At 75.7% G+C, this 14,637-nt stretch carries 16 protein-coding genes; 1 reads left to right on the top strand and 15 read right to left on the bottom strand.

The annotated features are described in order from the left end of the window. Positions 1-106: 106 nt before the first annotated feature. The 9 genes from FB586_RS13410 to FB586_RS13370 all read right to left on the bottom strand — a co-directional run bounded on the left by FB586_RS13410 (position 107) and on the right by FB586_RS13370 (position 8,729). Positions 107-748: a DUF4190 domain-containing protein gene (locus FB586_RS13410; protein ID WP_136519843.1), complete on the bottom strand. Its 642-nt coding sequence runs from the start codon at positions 746-748 to the stop codon at positions 107-109. Positions 749-779: 31 nt separating this feature from the next. Continuing rightward, positions 780-1,226 (bottom strand): DUF2752 domain-containing protein, encoded by a 447-nt coding sequence (locus FB586_RS13405; protein ID WP_246036757.1) that lies wholly within the window; start codon positions 1,224-1,226, stop codon positions 780-782. A gap of 5 nt (positions 1,227-1,231) precedes the next feature. Continuing rightward, complete coding sequence (locus FB586_RS19745) at positions 1,232-1,885, bottom strand: DUF4190 domain-containing protein (RefSeq protein ID WP_136519842.1); 654 nt, start codon at positions 1,883-1,885, stop codon at positions 1,232-1,234. 76 nt (positions 1,886-1,961) lie between these two features. After that, positions 1,962-2,267, bottom strand: a complete 306-nt coding sequence (locus tag FB586_RS13395) for an HGxxPAAW family protein (protein ID WP_136519841.1) — start codon at positions 2,265-2,267, stop codon at positions 1,962-1,964. 107 nt (positions 2,268-2,374) lie between these two features. Then, complete coding sequence (locus tag FB586_RS13390) at positions 2,375-2,971, bottom strand: Trp biosynthesis-associated membrane protein (RefSeq protein WP_136519840.1); 597 nt, start codon at positions 2,969-2,971, stop codon at positions 2,375-2,377. After that, a complete protein-coding gene (locus tag FB586_RS13385) occupies positions 2,968-4,545 on the bottom strand; it encodes an anthranilate synthase component I (RefSeq protein ID WP_136519839.1) in 1,578 nt (525 codons plus the stop codon). Before FB586_RS13385 ends, FB586_RS13390 begins: the two co-directional genes overlap by 4 nt. Further along, positions 4,542-4,985, bottom strand: coding sequence for a phosphoribosyl-AMP cyclohydrolase (gene hisI / locus FB586_RS13380; protein ID WP_136519838.1), 444 nt, complete (start codon positions 4,983-4,985; stop codon positions 4,542-4,544). The genes FB586_RS13385 and hisI overlap by 4 nt, the downstream gene beginning before the upstream one ends. Positions 4,986-5,037: 52 nt before the next feature. Further along, a complete protein-coding gene (locus tag FB586_RS13375; RefSeq protein WP_136519837.1) occupies positions 5,038-6,858 on the bottom strand; it encodes an ABC transporter ATP-binding protein in 1,821 nt (606 codons plus the stop codon). Next, a complete protein-coding gene (locus FB586_RS13370) occupies positions 6,855-8,729 on the bottom strand; it encodes an ABC transporter ATP-binding protein (protein WP_136520232.1) in 1,875 nt (624 codons plus the stop codon). Before FB586_RS13370 ends, FB586_RS13375 begins: the two co-directional genes overlap by 4 nt. A gap of 175 nt (positions 8,730-8,904) precedes the next feature. On the opposite strand from FB586_RS13370, the gene FB586_RS13365 reads away from it, so the two are divergent. After that, positions 8,905-9,552, top strand: a complete 648-nt coding sequence (locus FB586_RS13365; protein ID WP_136519836.1) for a TIGR03085 family metal-binding protein — start codon at positions 8,905-8,907, stop codon at positions 9,550-9,552. A gap of 27 nt (positions 9,553-9,579) precedes the next feature. Here FB586_RS13365 and hisF read toward each other — a convergent pair whose 3' ends face one another. The 6 genes from hisF to FB586_RS13335 form a co-directional block, all read right to left on the bottom strand. After that, positions 9,580-10,350 carry an imidazole glycerol phosphate synthase subunit HisF gene (hisF, locus tag FB586_RS13360; RefSeq protein ID WP_136519835.1) on the bottom strand — a complete coding sequence of 257 codons (771 nt, stop codon included), beginning with the start codon at positions 10,348-10,350 and terminating at the stop codon, positions 9,580-9,582. Continuing rightward, a complete protein-coding gene (locus tag FB586_RS13355; protein WP_136519834.1) occupies positions 10,347-11,228 on the bottom strand; it encodes an FKBP-type peptidyl-prolyl cis-trans isomerase in 882 nt (293 codons plus the stop codon). The genes hisF and FB586_RS13355 overlap by 4 nt, the downstream gene beginning before the upstream one ends. A 134-nt stretch (positions 11,229-11,362) precedes the next feature. Beyond that, positions 11,363-12,724, bottom strand: coding sequence for a Pup--protein ligase (pafA, locus tag FB586_RS13350; RefSeq protein WP_136519833.1), 1,362 nt, complete (start codon positions 12,722-12,724; stop codon positions 11,363-11,365). 58 nt (positions 12,725-12,782) lie between these two features. Then, positions 12,783-13,487 carry a proteasome subunit alpha gene (gene prcA, locus FB586_RS13345; RefSeq protein WP_136519832.1) on the bottom strand — a complete coding sequence of 235 codons (705 nt, stop codon included), beginning with the start codon at positions 13,485-13,487 and terminating at the stop codon, positions 12,783-12,785. Then, complete coding sequence (gene prcB, locus FB586_RS13340) at positions 13,484-14,326, bottom strand: proteasome subunit beta (RefSeq protein ID WP_136519831.1); 843 nt, start codon at positions 14,324-14,326, stop codon at positions 13,484-13,486. The genes prcA and prcB overlap by 4 nt, the downstream gene beginning before the upstream one ends. 6 nt (positions 14,327-14,332) lie before the next feature. Continuing rightward, positions 14,333-14,524, bottom strand: a complete 192-nt coding sequence (locus FB586_RS13335; RefSeq protein WP_136519830.1) for a ubiquitin-like protein Pup — start codon at positions 14,522-14,524, stop codon at positions 14,333-14,335. Positions 14,525-14,637: the final 113 nt, after the last annotated feature.

The raw sequence follows: 14,637 nt of genomic DNA, 5'->3' as shown, positions 1-14,637 counted from the left end.
GCGGCCCGTCCCCTGCCTTCCGGCGCCGGCTGCCAACGGGTCATGGTAGACGTGCGCTGGGCCACATCGGTCCACGGCCCGGTCCGTGGGACCCGGCCGCCCGCGCTCAGTACCCGCCGCCCGACACCGCCGCCGACCAGGGCAGCGCGAAACCCAGGACCACCAGCGGGACCAGGAACGACAGCACGACCAGGACGGTCATCACGACGCCGAGCCCGATGGCGACCCACCCCGAGATCACCCCGGCGAGGGCCACGCCGTCGTTGTTGGCCTCGCCGCGTGCGACCGCGCCACGCGCCCGGAGCCCCAGGATCACGGCCGGGATGCCGGTGAGGAACCCGCACGCGAGGACGATGCCGGCCACGCCCAGCACGAGCGACCAGACGCCCAGGTCGTTGCGCGGCCAGTAGCCGGGGCCGGCGTAGGACGGCGCCCCGACCGGCACGGGTCCCGGCGGCGGGTACGCGCCGGCCGCACCCGGCGGGTACGCACCGGCCGCGCCCGGCGGCGGGTACGCGCCGGCCGCGCCCGGCGGCGGGACCTGCGGACCGGGCGCCGACCACCCGGCACCCGGCGCGCCGGCGTGAGCCGACGCGCCCGCGGAGCCGGGGTGAGCCGAGGTGCCCGCGCCGCCGGCGGGACGTGCGCCCGCGGAGGCGTCCGCCGAGGGCGAGGCCGGAGGCGGCCCGTACGGCGCCTCCTGGCCGTAGGCGGGGCGGGACGGGTCGCTGGGACGGGGCTCGGTCATCGGGTCTCTCCTCCGGCGGGACGGCGGGACGTCAGGGCAGGGGTGCGGGCCCGAGGTAGGGCGTCAGCGCCGGCACGTTGCGCAGGACGGCGAACAGCAGCACCACGACCAGCAGGGTCCAGGCGAGCCACGCGGGCGGCACCCCCGAGGGCAGGCCGCGCCAGCGCCGTCGGGTCCACGACGCCCACGCGAGGACGAGCAGCGGTACGACGAGGACCCACAACGGGTTCGCCTGCCACGCCCCCGCCAGGTCCCCCGTCACCAGGTCGTGCGTGGCGCGCAGCCCGCCGCAGCCGGGACAGCTGACGCCGAGCAGGAGCACCGAGGGGCAGATGCCGTACGACAGCGGCTGGTACGGCGAGCGCACCGCGAGCAGCACCGCGGCCGAGGCGGCGACGCCGGCGACCGCGAGGGGCACGAGCGCGCCCCGGAGTCCCGCGCGGGGGCGGGACTCCGGGGCGCGCACGGCGGAGCTCACGAGGGTCAGGGCGTCTGGAGCTGCTGCTGACGCTCGATCTCGTCCTGGAAGTACTCCATGAAGCCGTCCCAGCCGCCGTACTCGCTCATCGTGGCCGCGAAGCTGATGAGGAAGTACAGGCCGATGACGAGACCGATCGCGCCGAGGATGATGCCGGCCAGCGACATGCCGCGGTTCGTGGCCTCGCCGCGGGCGGCGGCGCCGCGGCCGAGGAAGCCGAGGATGACGGCCGGGATGCCGGGCAGCCAGCCGACGCAGCAGAGCACGATCGACAGGATGCCGAGCACGAGCGACCAGATGCCCAGGGCGTTCCGGCGGTTCGAGCCCGCGGCGGGCTGGTCCCCCCAGCCCTGCTGCGGCGTGCCGTAGCCGCCGGACTGCCCGTAGGCCGGCGCCTGGCCGTACGCGGGCGCCTGCCCGTACGACGGCGCCTCGCCGCCGGCCGGCTCGCCGCCGGTCGGCTGCCCGTAGGCCGGGGGCTGGCCGTAGGCCGGCGCCGCCGGGGTGTCCGGGCTCGTCCCCGCGGGGTAGCGGGGCGCCTCGCCACCGGAGGACACGGGCCCGGCGCCACCGGGCGCGGCCTGTGCGTCACCGGCGCCCGTGGCACGGGGCTCGTCGTCGGGGGCGTACGGGTCGCGCGGATCGTTCGGGCTCGACATCCAGCTCTCCCTGCGTCAGGAGGCGTGCGGGGGCACGCCTGCGTCGGACCGACGGGCGCTCGCCCGTCCGGTCGGGTCAGTGACCGCCGCGGCGCTGCTCCCGGGCACGCGTCGCGGCGCCGCCCTGGCCGTGGCCCAGCACCTGCAGGACCTTGCCGAGGACGACCCCGAGCACGATGACGCCGAGGCCGACCCAGAAGAGCCAGCCGAGCGCGAGGGCGACCCCGAGCGCCGCGACGACCGCGCCGAGGACGACCGTCCACGTCGTGGTCCAGGCGGCGACGGTCTTGCCGTGGTTGGTCGGCGGGGTGGCCGGCGGCAGGTGCACCGTCTCCGTCGTGGTGGGGTGCTGTGTGCGGTGGGCCAGGGAGTGGTCGGCCATCGATACGTCCTTCGTGCTCGGTTCTCGTCCACCCTAGCCGAGACGGCGGGGGTGCACGCGCTGGTCACAGGGGGTCGGGGTGCGTCGGCGCCGGACGCCGACCGCGGTCAGGTGGGGTCGTCGCCGCGACTCAGCGCGTCCCAGTCGTCGCGCCCGTCCCCGGGGTCGGGGCGGGCGGCGCGCGAGGTCGCGCCGGGCACCTCGTGCCGGCGGGAGCGCTGCGACCACGGCCCGGGCGCCCGCGACAGGGCGAGCCCGAGCAGCACGACGAGCACGCCGACGGCCGTCGCGAGCCACGGCAGGAGCCCGGCGCCGGCGTCCGGCGCGGCCGGGTCGACCCCGGTGCGCTCCGCCACCGCGTTCGCGGCGGCCGCCGCGGGGTCGCGCAGCACGGCGAGGGCCGCCGCCGCGACCAGCGCGCCGCACCCGGCCACGACGAGGCCGACGACGACGCGGCCGACGCGCCCGACCAGCGCGAGCGCCGCCGACGACGCGAGCAGCGCCAGGGCGGCGGCCACCACCTGCGGCGCGACGCGCGAGCCCGCCACGGCCACGGCGACCTCGCCCTCCAGGGCGGTGGACACGTGCGCCGTCACCCACGTGGGCAGGGTGGACGCGCCCGTCACCGCCGCGGCGAGGACGACGAGGGCGGCCCACCGCCCCCGGCGCGGCCCGGGCGGGGCCGCCCCGGGCGCAGCCGTCACGGTGCGTCGCGGCGCAGGCGGGCGGCGATCTGCACCGCCCGCACGGCCGCGGCCGCCTTGTTGCGCGACTCCGCGTACTCGTCGGCCGGTACCGAGTCCGCCACGATGCCCCCGCCCGCCTGGACGCTCGCGCGTCCGTCGCGCAGCAGCGCCGTGCGGATGGCGATCGCCATGTCCATGTCGCCGGCGAAGTCGAAGTACCCCACCGTGCCGCCGTAGACGCCGCGGCGGGCCGGCTCGATCTCGTCGATCAGCGCGATGGCGCGCGGCTTCGGCGCCCCCGAGAGCGTCCCGGCCGGGAACGTCGCGACGAGCGTCTGCAGGGCCGTCGCGCCCTGCCGCAGCCGGCCGACGACGGTCGAGCAGATGTGCATGATGTGGGAGAAGCGCCTGACCGCCATGAAGTCGACGACCTCGACGCTCGTCGGCTCGCACACCTTCACCAGGTCGTTGCGGGAGAGGTCCACCAGCATGATGTGCTCGGCCCGCTCCTTGGGGTCGGCGAGCACCTCGTCCTGCAGCGCCCGGTCCTCCTCCGGCGTGGCGCCGCGGGGACGCGAGCCGGCGATCGGGAACGTCGTGACGTGCCCCTCGGTGACCTTGACGAGTGTCTCGGGGCTCGACCCGACGACCGCGAAGTCGCGGCCCTCGGCGTCCTGCAGCGCGAGCAGGTACATGTACGGGCTCGGGTTGATCGTCCGCAGCACCCGGTACACGTCGAGCGGCTCGGCCGGGCAGTCCAGGTCGAGGCGCTGGGACAGGACGACCTGGAACACCTCGCCGTCGCGGATCGCCTCCTGGCCGCGGCGCACCGCGTCCTCGAACTCCTGACGGGTCGAGCGGAACTCCAGCTCCGGCTCGGGCAGCGCGGCGTCGAGCACCGACGTCGCCGGCGGGGCCGGGCGGCGCAGCGCGTCCTGCATGGCGTCCAGGCGCGCCACCGCGTCCGCGTACGCCTCGTCGACCCGCTCGTCCGTCGCGTCGAAGTTGATCGCGTTGGCCACCAGCCACACGGAGCCCTCGGCGTGGTCGACGGCGGCCAGGTCGGTCGCGAGCAGCAGGCTGACCTCCGGGACGCCCAGCTCCTCCGGTGCCCGCGCGGGCAGCGTCGGCTCCCACTGCCGCACGACGTCCCAGCCCAGCATGCCGACGAGACCGCCGGTGAGCGGCGGCAGACCGGGCACCGACGGGGTGCGCAGCACGTCGAGCGTACGCCCCAGCACGTCCAGCACCCGGCCCTGCGTGGGCACGCCCACCGGCACGTCACCGGTCCAGGCGGCGTGCCCGTCGCGCACCGTGAGGGTCGCCCGGGACGAGACGCCCACGAACGACCAGCGCCCCCACGTGCCGTCGGACTCCGCGGACTCGAGCACGAACGTGCCGGGCCGCCCTGCGGCGAGCGTGCGGTACAGGCCCACCGGGGTGACGTCGTCCGCGAGGAGACGGCGCACCACGGGGATCACCCGCCGCGTCGGCGCCAGCTCCCGGAACTCCTCGAGCGACGGCCACGTGGTGCCCCAGGGCAGGTCCGTGGCGGTCGCACGGGGTGCGGCGGTGACGGACGGCTGGGTCACGGGGTGTCTCCTCGCTCGGGCTCGGCCGGCGCCTGCGGGTCGGCCTCGGTCGGGACGGTGACGGGCAGCGGGCCGCCCGCCTCGAAGCACGTGCGGGTGCCCGTGTGGCAGGCCGCACCCACCTGGTCGACGGTGACGAGCAGGGCGTCGCCGTCGCAGTCGAGCGCGACCGAGCGCACGTGCTGCACGTGGCCGGAGGTGTCGCCCTTGCGCCAGTACTCCTGCCGGGACCGGCTCCAGAAGGTGACGCGGCCCGTCGTCAGCGTGCGGTGCAGCGCCTCGTCGTCCATCCACCCGAGCATGAGCACGTCACGCGTGTCGTGCTGCTGCACGATCGCCGCGACCAGGCCCGACGCGTCGCGGCGCAGGCGCGCGGCGATCGCGGGGTCGAGGCCGCTCGGGCGGGGGCTCGGGGTGGTCGGGGAGACGTCGACGGGCACCGGACGATCCTGCCACGCCGCGCCGTGGACCCGGCGTGGCCGTCCGTCGTGCTCAGCGCGTCTGCGCGACCCAGGCCGCGTGCATCGCGGCGTAGTGCCCACCCGCGGCGGCCAGGGTCGTGTGGTCGCCCACCTCGACCACCTCGCCGGCGTGGACGACCACGACGAGGTCCGCGGCCTCGGCGGTGGACAGGCGGTGCGCGATCGTCAGCGTGGTGCGCCCGCGGGCGAGCTCGCGCAGGGCGCGCGCGATGCGCACCTCGGCGACCGGGTCGACCGCCGACGTCGCCTCGTCGAGCAGCAGCAGGTCGCCGTCGGCCAGCCGGGCCCGGGCGAGCGCCACGAGCTGGCGCTCCCCCGCCGACAGCAGCTCGCCGCGCTGCCCGACGGGCGTGCCCAGGCCCTGCGGCAGCTCGTCGACCCACGTGTCCAGGCCGAGCTCGGCCACCGCCTCCCGCACGCGCTCCTCGGCGTCCGGGCCGGGCGCGCGCAGGCCGTGAGCGATGTTCTCGGCGATCGTGCCGTCGAACAGGAAGCCCTCCTGCGGCACGAGCACGACGCGGTGGCGCAGGTCCGCACCGCGCACCTCCCGCAGGTCGACGCCGTCGAGGCGGACCGTGCCGGTGGTCGGGTCCATGAACCGCGCGACGAGCTTCGCGAGCGTCGTCTTGCCCGACCCCGTGGCGCCCACCACGGCCACGCCGGTGCCGGCCGGGATGTCCAGCGACACGTCGCGCAGGACCGGGGGCCCGTCGGGGTAGGCGTAGCCGACCCCCTCGAAGGACAGCGCTGCGGGGCCGCGCGGGCTCGGGCGGCCCTCCTCGCCCGGGTCGGGCACGTCCACCGCCGTCTCGAGCACGCCGAGCACCCGGCGCCAGCCGGCGACGGCGTTCTGCAGCTCGTTGAGGATCTCCGTGGCCATCTGCACCGGCCCCGTGAACAGCTGCACGAGGAACAGGAACGCGAGGACCCGGCCGATGCTCAGCTCCCCCAGCGCCCCCAGCCAGGTGCCCGCGACGACCACCGCGGCGAGCACCAGGTTGGCGGTGAGGACCCCGGAGGAGAACACGACGGCGACCAGGCTCTGGGCCTTCACCATCGCGTCGCGCGTCGCGCGGACCGCGGCGTCGATGCGCCGCTGGGTGCGTGCCGCGACGCCGTACGCCCGGATCGTCTCGGCGCCCACGACCGCCTCGGACACCGCGCCGAGCATGGCGCCGTACCGCTCGCGCACGCGCCCGTAGCGCGCGTTCACGCCCTTCTGCATGCGCGGCAGGACGACGAGCAGGGGCACGAAGCACACCCACACCAGGAGCGTGAGCTGCCAGGAGTAGACCGCCATCAGCGCGGTCGCGACCAGGATCTGCAGCAGCGAGACGAGCAGCATGATGCCGCCCCACTGCACGAACATCGAGATCGTGTCGACGTCGGACGTCACGCGCGACACCAGCGACCCGCGCCGCTCGCTGCCCTGCGTGAGGACCGACAGGTCGTGCACGTGCCGGAACGCGCGCGTGCGCAGCGTCAGCAGGCCGCTCTCGCTCGAGCGGAACAGCCGGACGTTGACCGCCGCGGAGCACGCCGCGCCGAGCAGCAGCCCGGTCGCGGCGAGGCCGACGAGCGTCGCCACGCGCCCGACGTCCGGCCCGGCGGGGGCGAGGATGCCCGTGTCGACCGTCTGCTGCACGGTCGCGGGGACGAGCACGCGGGCCAGTGCCGCCAGCAGGGCCAGCCCGACGGTGACGACCAGCCCGTCGAGCAGCTCGGGCGAGACCTGGACCCCACGACGCAGGGTCGCCAGCACGCCCAGCGTGCTCGCGGGCGCCATACGGGCGTCCGCGCGCGCCGACGCCTGCGGTGCCGTGCCGCTCATCGCCGCCCTCCTCGCGCGCCCGCGTCCTCGAGCCCGTCCTCCAGCCCGTCGTCGTCCGACGGCTCGCCCGGCGGCGACGGGTCGTCCCCGTCCGCCTCGGCGGCGCGCACGTCGGCGCGCTCCCGCCGCCGCCGCGCCGACTCCTGCTCGTACGCCGTCGCGAGCTCCGCGTACCCGGGGTCGCGCGCGACGAGCTCCGCGTGCGGCCCGCGGTCCACGACGCGGCCCGCGTCCAGGTGCAGCACCTCGTCCGCGAGCAGGACGGACGACATGCGGTACGCGACGAGCAGCACCGTCGGGACCTGCGCGTCGTCCTCCGCGCGCAGACCCGTGAGGATCGCCCGCTCGACCCGCGGGTCGACCGCGGACGTGGCGTCGTCCAGGACGAGCACGCGCGGGCGGCGCACGAGCGCCCGGGCCAGGGCCAGCCGCTGGCGCTGGCCGCCGGACAGGTTCGCGCCGCGCTCGCCCAGCGGCGCGTCGAGGCCGCCCGGCAGCGCGCGCACGACGTCGTCGACGTGCGCGGTGCGCAGCGCGGCCCACACCTCCTCGTCGGAGGGGGCCGCGGGGTCGTCCGGGTCGGCCAGCGTGACGTTCCCCCGCACCGTGTCCTCGAACACGAACGTCGACTGGCTGACGTACGCGACCTGCTCGGCCAGGTCCGCCGCCGCGAGCGTGCGCACGTCCCGGCCGTCCACCTCGACGACGCCCGCCGAGGGGTCCGCCAGGCGGGGCACGAGACCCACCAGGGTCGACTTGCCCGAGCCGGTGGGGCCGACGACCGCGAGCGTGCGCCCGGCCGGCACGTGCAGGTCGACGCCGTGCAGCAGCTCCGCCTCGCCGTCGGCGGTCGGCACGCGCAGGCTCACCCCGCGCATCCGCACGTCTGCCCCGCCCGCGCCGCGGGGCAGACGCACGCCCTCGTCCGCGGGCGCGCCCCGGGCGTCGAGCACGCGGGCGATGCGGTCGTGGCCGACGAGCCCGCGCGGCAGCTCGCCGAGCACCCAGCCGAACGCCCGCACCGGCACCGCGAGCAGCGTCAGCAGGTAGGCGGCGCCCACGACGTCGCCCGTGCCGATCGCCCCCGAGGCGACGCGCTGCGTGCCCACCAGCAGCACGAGCAGCGTCCCGAGGTTCGGCAGCAGGTCGATCACCGGGTCGAACACGGCACGCACCACGCCGACCCGTACGTTCGCGTCCCGCAGCGCGCGGGCCCGGTCCCCGAAGCGCGCCTCCTCGCGGTCCTCGGTGCCCAGCGACTTGACGAGCGAGGCCGCCTCGAAGCTCTCGTGCGCGATGTCCGCGACCTCCGCGCGCAGCTGCTGCGCGCGCGTGATCGCCGGCGTCATGCGGCGCTGGAAGACGAGGTTGGCCACCACGGCGAGCGGCAGGACCACGAGCGCCGCCAGCGCGAGCCACACGTCCGTGCGCAGCAGCGCGCCGGCCGCGACGCCCAGCATGACGACGACGCCGAGCGCGAACGGCAGCGGGTTGAACACGCCGGTCGCGGCCTCGACGTCCGACCCGGCGTTCGAGAGCAGCTGGCCGGTCGGGTGGCGACGGTGCCAGGACATCGGCAGGCGCAGGTACTGGCGCGTCACGGCACGGCGGTGGTCCGCCTGCAGGTCGGCCACGCCGATGCCGGCGAAGATGCGCCGGCCGGCGACGGCGACGGCGAGCGTGACGGCCACGAGGACCATGACGAGGCCCGCCACGCCGATCCGCCCGCGCGCCTGCTCGGACCCCTCGATCGCCGGGACGACGACCGCGTCCGTGGCCCAGGCGAGGACCCGGCTGACCGCGACCGTCGTCGCGCCGAACACGGCCGACGTGGCGACCGCCAGGACGTAGGTGCGCGGCTGCGACCGCATGCCGCGCCACACCAGGGCCGCCGACCTGCGCAGGGCCGACCCCTGGAGCGCCGCGGACGTCGACGGGGCGCTGCTGGGCACGGCGGTCTCACACTCCTGCAGGACGGGGGTCCGGTCATCCTCTCACGCGGCCACGGCTGCCCCCCGCGGGCCCGGGCGTGGCACGATCCGTGGCATGACCTGGCACGAGACCGAGCGGGCATGGCTGGCCGACACCCTGCGGGCCACCGCGTTCGACGCCCCGACGCTGTGCGCCGGGTGGCAGGCCCGGCACCTCGCCGCGCACCTCGTGCTGCGGGAGAAGGCGCCGCGCGCCGGTGTCGGCGTGGTCGGCACCGCGGCCACCCGCGGTCCGGAGGCGGCCGTGCAGCGGCTCGCGGAGGACGTGCACGACGCCGTGTCGTACGCCGCGCTCGTCGACGCCTTCGCCGCACGCCCCGCCCGCTGGAGCCCGCTGTCGTGGGCCGGTGACGCCGTCAACGCCTCCGAGTACTTCATCCACACCGAGGACCTGAGGCGCGGCGCAGGTGCCGTGCCGCCGCGGGACCTGCCCGACGGGTTGCGCGAGCTGCTGTGGCGTCAGCTCCTGCGGATGGCGCCCGTCCGCCTGCGCCGCCTCGGCCCCGGGCTGGTCCTGGTGCGGCCCGACGGCGTCCGCTCCGCCGTGCACCGGGCCCGCGCCGGGCACGGGACGGTGGTGGCGCGCGGCGACGTCGGTGAGCTCGTGCTCGCGGTCTCGGGCCGCCTGCAGGCGGCCGACGTGCGACTGGAGGGCTCCGACGCGGACGTGGCGGCGGTGCGGGAGATGCTCACCGGTCCGTGAGACCCGGCGCCCGTCGCCGCGACGCGCTCAGCGGACCTCGACGCCCGCCGCCCGCAGCGCGTCCTTGACCTGACCGACGGTCAGGGTGCCGAAGTGGAAGACGCTGGCCGCGAGGACCGCGTCGACGCCGGTGCGCGCGACCTCGACGAAGTGCTCCGCCGTCCCGGCCCCGCCCGACGCGATGAGCGGCACCGGCACCACGGCACGCACGTCGCGGATCATCTCCAGGTCGAAGCCGGAGGTCGTGCCGTCGGCGTCCATGGAGTTGAGCAGGACCTCGCCGACGCCGAGCTCGACCGCCCGCCGTGCCCACCCGACGGCGTCGATGCCCGTGCCGCGCCGGCCGCCGTGCGTCGTCACCTCGTACCCCGAGTCGGTGCGGGTCTCGCCCGTCACGCGGCGCGCGTCGACGGACAGCACCAGCACCTGGGACCCGAACCGCTCCGCGATCTCCGTGATCAGCTCCGGCCGGGCGATGGCCGCGGTGTTCACGCCGACCTTGTCCGCGCCGGCGCGCAGGAGCCGGTCGACGTCGTCCGCGGAACGCACGCCGCCGCCCACCGTGAGCGGGACGAACACCTCCTCGGCGGTGCGGCGCACGACGTCGTAGGTCGTCGAGCGGTCCGACGAGGACGCGGAGACGTCGAGGAACGTGATCTCGTCGGCGCCCTCCGCGTCGTAGCGGCGCGCGAGCTCGACGGGGTCGCCCGCGTCCCGCAGGTTCTCGAAGTTCACGCCCTTGACGACGCGGCCCGCGTCGACGTCCAGGCAGGGGATCACCCGCAGGGCCAGGCTCATCGGGCCACCTCCGCCGGCGCACCGGTCGCCAGGATGTCGATCACGAACACGACGGTCTGCCCCGCCAGCTCCTCCGCGTCCGTCACGCCGAGCGGGTAGGTGGGCGGGACGACCAGCATCACCTGGCTGCCCGCGGGCTGGTCCACCAGCCCCTCGGCCCACGCCTGCACGTCGGACAGCAGGAAGGACACGGGCAGGACCCGTTCCCAGGACGCGTCGAACAGCTCGCCCGTGTCCCACGCGAACCCGCTGTAGTGGACCGTGATGACGTCGCCCTCTGCGACCTGCGCGCCCGTGCCCCGCACGAGCGGCTGCACGACGAGGTCCGCGGGCGGCGGCGTCCCCGTCGGGGTGATGCTGGGCGAGCCGTCCTCCGCGAGGGCGACCGCGGGGAGCGTCGGGTTCGGTGCGACCGGCTCGCCCACCGCCCGGGTCGGCAGCACGTCGAGCACGGTGACGGTCGGGTAGTCGGCGCCCTGCCCGGCGGGCGCGACCTGCAGGATGCGTGCGCCCACCCGCTGGCCCCGCAACGTCTCGTACAGGTCGGTGCCGAGGTCCTCCTCGGTGAGGGGACGCGGCGTCGGGCTCGTCGAGTAGCTCTCCTTGACCAGGCTCGCGTCCGTCGCGTTCTCGAGCCAGAAGTCGATGAGCACGGGCGCACCCTCGACGAGCTCGGCGCCCGTGCCGGGCCACACCGTCTCCCGGTACGTCTCGTCGACCGTCAGGGGGGTCAGGTAGGTCACCGTCGGCGCCGCGCCCGGCTCGCCGGTGACGGTGACCTCCGGGTCCGTCGTCGTCGGTGTGCTGCCGCACGCCGCGAGCAGCAGCGCCAGGACGGCCAGGAGCGCCACCCGGCGGGCAGCCGGCACTCGCGCCACGTCGTGTCCTCTCGATCCGTTCCGCTCCCCCGGGCGCGCGGGCGCGACCGGGGCGCGCACACGCCGGGGCGGTGCGCGGGCTCACTGTACGTGCCGGTGGAGGTGGCGCAGGACCCGCCCTCACCGGCGTCGGGTCACATGGACTCGATGAGGCGGTCCACCCGCTCGTCGACGCTGCGGAACGGGTCCTTGCACAGCACCGTGCGCTGCGCCTGGTCGTTCAGCTTCAGGTGCACCCAGTCCACGGTGTAGTCCCGGCGTGCGTCCTGCGCCGCGCGGACGAAGTCGCCGCGCAGCTTCGCGCGCGTCGTCTGGGGCGGGACGGCCGTCGCCTCGAACACGTCGAGGTCGGTCGTGACCCGCTCGACCAGACCCCGCGCCGCGAGCAGGTTGTACAGGCCCTCGCTGCGCGAGATGTCGTGGTACGCCAGGTCGAGGCGCTGGACCCGGACGTCCGACAGCGCCAGGTCGTGCTTCGCGCGGTACCGCTCGATCATGGACCACTTGATCGCCCAGTCGAGCTCCCGGTCGACCAGGGACAGGTCGCCCGTCCGCAGGGCCCGCAGCCCCCGCTCCCACAGGTCGAGCACCTGCTTCGTCTCCGGGGACGGACCCACCTCGGCGTCGACGAGCTCCGACACGCGCGCGAGGTACTCCTCCTGCAGGTCGATCGCCGTCACGGTGCGGCCGGACGCGAGCGTGATCGGCTGCTGCCCGCTCATGTCGTGGCTGATCTCGCGGATGGCACGGATCGGGTTCTCGAGCGTCATGTCCCGCAGCGGGACGCCCGCCTCCACCAGGCGCAGGACGAGGTCCGTGGACGCGACCTTGAGCAGGGTCGTCGTCTCCGCCATGGAGGAGTCGCCGACGATGACGTGCAGGCGCCGGTAGTGCTCGGCGTCCGCGTGCGGCTCGTCACGGGTGTTGATGATCGGCCGGGAGCGCGTCGTCGCGCTCGAGACGGCCTCCCAGATGTGGTCGGCGCGCTGCGAGAGGCAGTAGACGGCACCCCGGGGCGTCACGAGGACCTTGCCGGCGCCCGTCAGGACCTGCCGGGTGATGAGGAACGGGACGAGCACGTCCGACAGCCGGGAGAAGTCCCCCTGCCGCCGCACGAGGTAGTTCTCGTGGCAGCCGTAGGAGTTGCCGGCCGAGTCCGTGTTGTTCTTGAACAGGTGGATCCGGCCGGGCAGCCCCTCGTGCTCGAGCCGCTGCTGCGCGTCCTCCACCAGCCCCTCGAGGATCCGCTCGCCGGCGCGGTCGTGCGTGACCAGCTGGCGCCAGTCGTCGCACTCCGCCGTCGCGTACTCGGGGTGGGAGCCGACGTCGAGGTACAGCCGCGACCCGTTGCGCAGGAAGACGTTGGACGACCTGCCCCAGGCCACCACCTTGCGGAACAGGTAGCGCGCCACCTCGTCGGCCGACAGCCCGCGGCCGTCCTGCGCCGCGCACGTCACGCCGTACTCGGTCTCCAGCCCGAAGATCCGCCTGTCCATGCGTGCCTCCCGTTCCTCGCCGCCCGGCACCGCGGGTGCGCCTCGCCGTGCGTGGCCGCTAGACGGCCGTCGCCCCCAGCACGTCCTCGAGCAGGGCGCCCGTGAGCCGGCGGAACGCGCGGCGCGGACGCGTGCGGTCCAGGACCGCGACCTCGAGCTGACCGGCCCCCAGCGCGCGCTGCTCGCCGTCGTCGCCGGACTGGCCGAGGACGCGCACGGCGAGCCCGAGCACCTCGGCGAGCGTCATGCCAGGCCGCCACTCGCCGCCCAGCACACCGGCGAGGCGGTCCGCCTGCCCGCCCATCACGACCCAGCCCTGCTCGTCGGTCACCGAGCCGTCGTACGAGAGGCGGTAGATCTGGTCCCCCGCCGGCTCGCGGCCGACCTCGACCACCACGAGCTCGACCTCGAGCGGCTTGGACTCGGTCGTGAAGACGGTGCCGAGCGTCTGGGCGTACGCGTTCGCGAGACCGCGCGCCGTCACGTCGACGCGGTCGTAGGAGTACCCGCGCAGGTCCGCGTACCGCACGCCCGCGACCCGCAGGTTCTCGAACTCGTTGTACTTCCCGACGGCCGCGAACGCGATGCGGTCGTAGATCTCCGAGATCTTGTGCAGCGCCCGCGAGGGGTTCTCGGTCGCGAACGCGATACCGTCGTCGTACTGCAGGACCACGACCGAGCGCCCGCGCGCGATGCCCTTGCGCGCGTAGTCGGCCCGGTCCTTCATCAGCTGCTCGGGCGAGACGTAGAACGGCATGCTCATCGGTCGGCCTCCCCTGCGCCGGCCACGCCGAGGCGGCGTTCGGTCTCGATGGACTCGGCGACCGCCTCGAGCTGCGCGTCCGGCACCCGCAGGTAGCCCGACTGCGTCACCGTCGCGACGACCGGCCAGATGCGGCGGACCCGGTCCGGCCCGCCCGTCGCGGAGTCGTCGTCCGCCGCGTCGACGAGCGCCTCGACCGCGACGCGCACCGCACCGGCCGCGTCGAGGCCCGGGCGCCAACGCTTCTTGAGGGACCCGCGCGCGAACACCGACCCCGACCCGACGGCGTGGTGGTCGTGCTCCTCGTACCGCCCGCCCGTCACGTCGTAGGAGAAGAGCCGTCCGACGCCGCGGTCCAGGTCGTACCCGCCGAACAGGGGCACGACGGCCAGGCCCTGCAGCGCGAGGCCGAGGTTGCCGCGGATCATCGTGGCGAGCCGGTTCGCCTTGCCGTCGAGCGACAGCAGGCTCCCCTCGATCTTCTCGTAGTGCTCGAGCTCGAGCTGGAACAGCCGGACGAGCTCGATCGCCAGACCGGCGGTGCCGGCGATGCCGACGGCCGAGAACTCGTCCGCGGGGAACACCTTCTCGATGTGCCGGCTCGCGATCGCGGAGCCCATCGTGGCCCGGCGGTCGCCCGCCATGACGAGACCGCCGTCGAACGTCAGGGCGACGATCGTCGTGCCGTGCGGCGCCGACACCTCACCCGACGGCAGCGGCCGCCGGCCGGGCAGCAGCTCCGGCGCGTAGCCGGAGAGGAACTCGACGAACGACGACGTGCCGGGGGTGGTGAAGGCGTCCGGGAGCCGACCGGACGTGGACGAGGCGGACGACGTCATCGGCGCTCACTGACCGCCCTTCTGCACGAACCCGCGCACGAACTGCTCCGCGTTCGACTCGAGGACGTCGTCGATCTCCTCGAGGAGCGCGTCGACCTCGGCGTCACGGTCCTGCGCCGCCGGGGCCGGCGTCGGCGTGCCCGGCTCGTCGATCGGCTCGTCGTCCTCGCGGCGCCTGACGTGTTCCTGACCAGCCATGGTGACCTCCGTCCTCCGGGCCGGCGCGTCCCGCGCGCCCGCCTGACCCACCCTAGGCCCATCCTCCGCCGCAGGGCAGCGAGGGCGAGCCCACGCGCGCCCGGCGATGTGGA

Source organism: Cellulomonas telluris, assembly GCF_004886325.1.
Lineage (GTDB): Bacteria > Actinomycetota > Actinomycetes > Actinomycetales > Cellulomonadaceae > Cellulomonas > Cellulomonas telluris.
Note: the sequence above shows the minus strand (reverse complement) of the source record. Positions and strands in the feature narration are given on the sequence as shown.

Excerpts from the sequence above, each read along its gene's own strand:
- FB586_RS13410 (WP_136519843.1), bottom strand. The coding sequence starts at position 748 with ATGACCGAGCCCCGTCCCAGCGACCCGTCCCGCCCCGCCTACGGCCAG.
- FB586_RS19745 (WP_136519842.1), bottom strand. The coding sequence starts at position 1,885 with ATGTCGAGCCCGAACGATCCGCGCGACCCGTACGCCCCCGACGACGAG.
- FB586_RS13395 (WP_136519841.1), bottom strand. The coding sequence starts at position 2,267 with ATGGCCGACCACTCCCTGGCCCACCGCACACAGCACCCCACCACGACG.
- FB586_RS13375 (WP_136519837.1), bottom strand. The coding sequence starts at position 6,858 with ATGAGCGGCACGGCACCGCAGGCGTCGGCGCGCGCGGACGCCCGTATG.
- FB586_RS13370 (WP_136520232.1), bottom strand. The coding sequence starts at position 8,729 with ATGCGGTCGCAGCCGCGCACCTACGTCCTGGCGGTCGCCACGTCGGCC.
- FB586_RS13365 (WP_136519836.1), top strand. The coding sequence starts at position 8,905 with ATGACCTGGCACGAGACCGAGCGGGCATGGCTGGCCGACACCCTGCGG.
- hisF (WP_136519835.1), bottom strand. The coding sequence starts at position 10,350 with ATGAGCCTGGCCCTGCGGGTGATCCCCTGCCTGGACGTCGACGCGGGC.
- pafA (WP_136519833.1), bottom strand. The coding sequence starts at position 12,724 with ATGGACAGGCGGATCTTCGGGCTGGAGACCGAGTACGGCGTGACGTGC.
- prcA (WP_136519832.1), bottom strand. The coding sequence starts at position 13,487 with ATGAGCATGCCGTTCTACGTCTCGCCCGAGCAGCTGATGAAGGACCGG.
- prcB (WP_136519831.1), bottom strand. The coding sequence starts at position 14,326 with ATGACGTCGTCCGCCTCGTCCACGTCCGGTCGGCTCCCGGACGCCTTC.
- FB586_RS13335 (WP_136519830.1), bottom strand. The coding sequence starts at position 14,524 with ATGGCTGGTCAGGAACACGTCAGGCGCCGCGAGGACGACGAGCCGATC.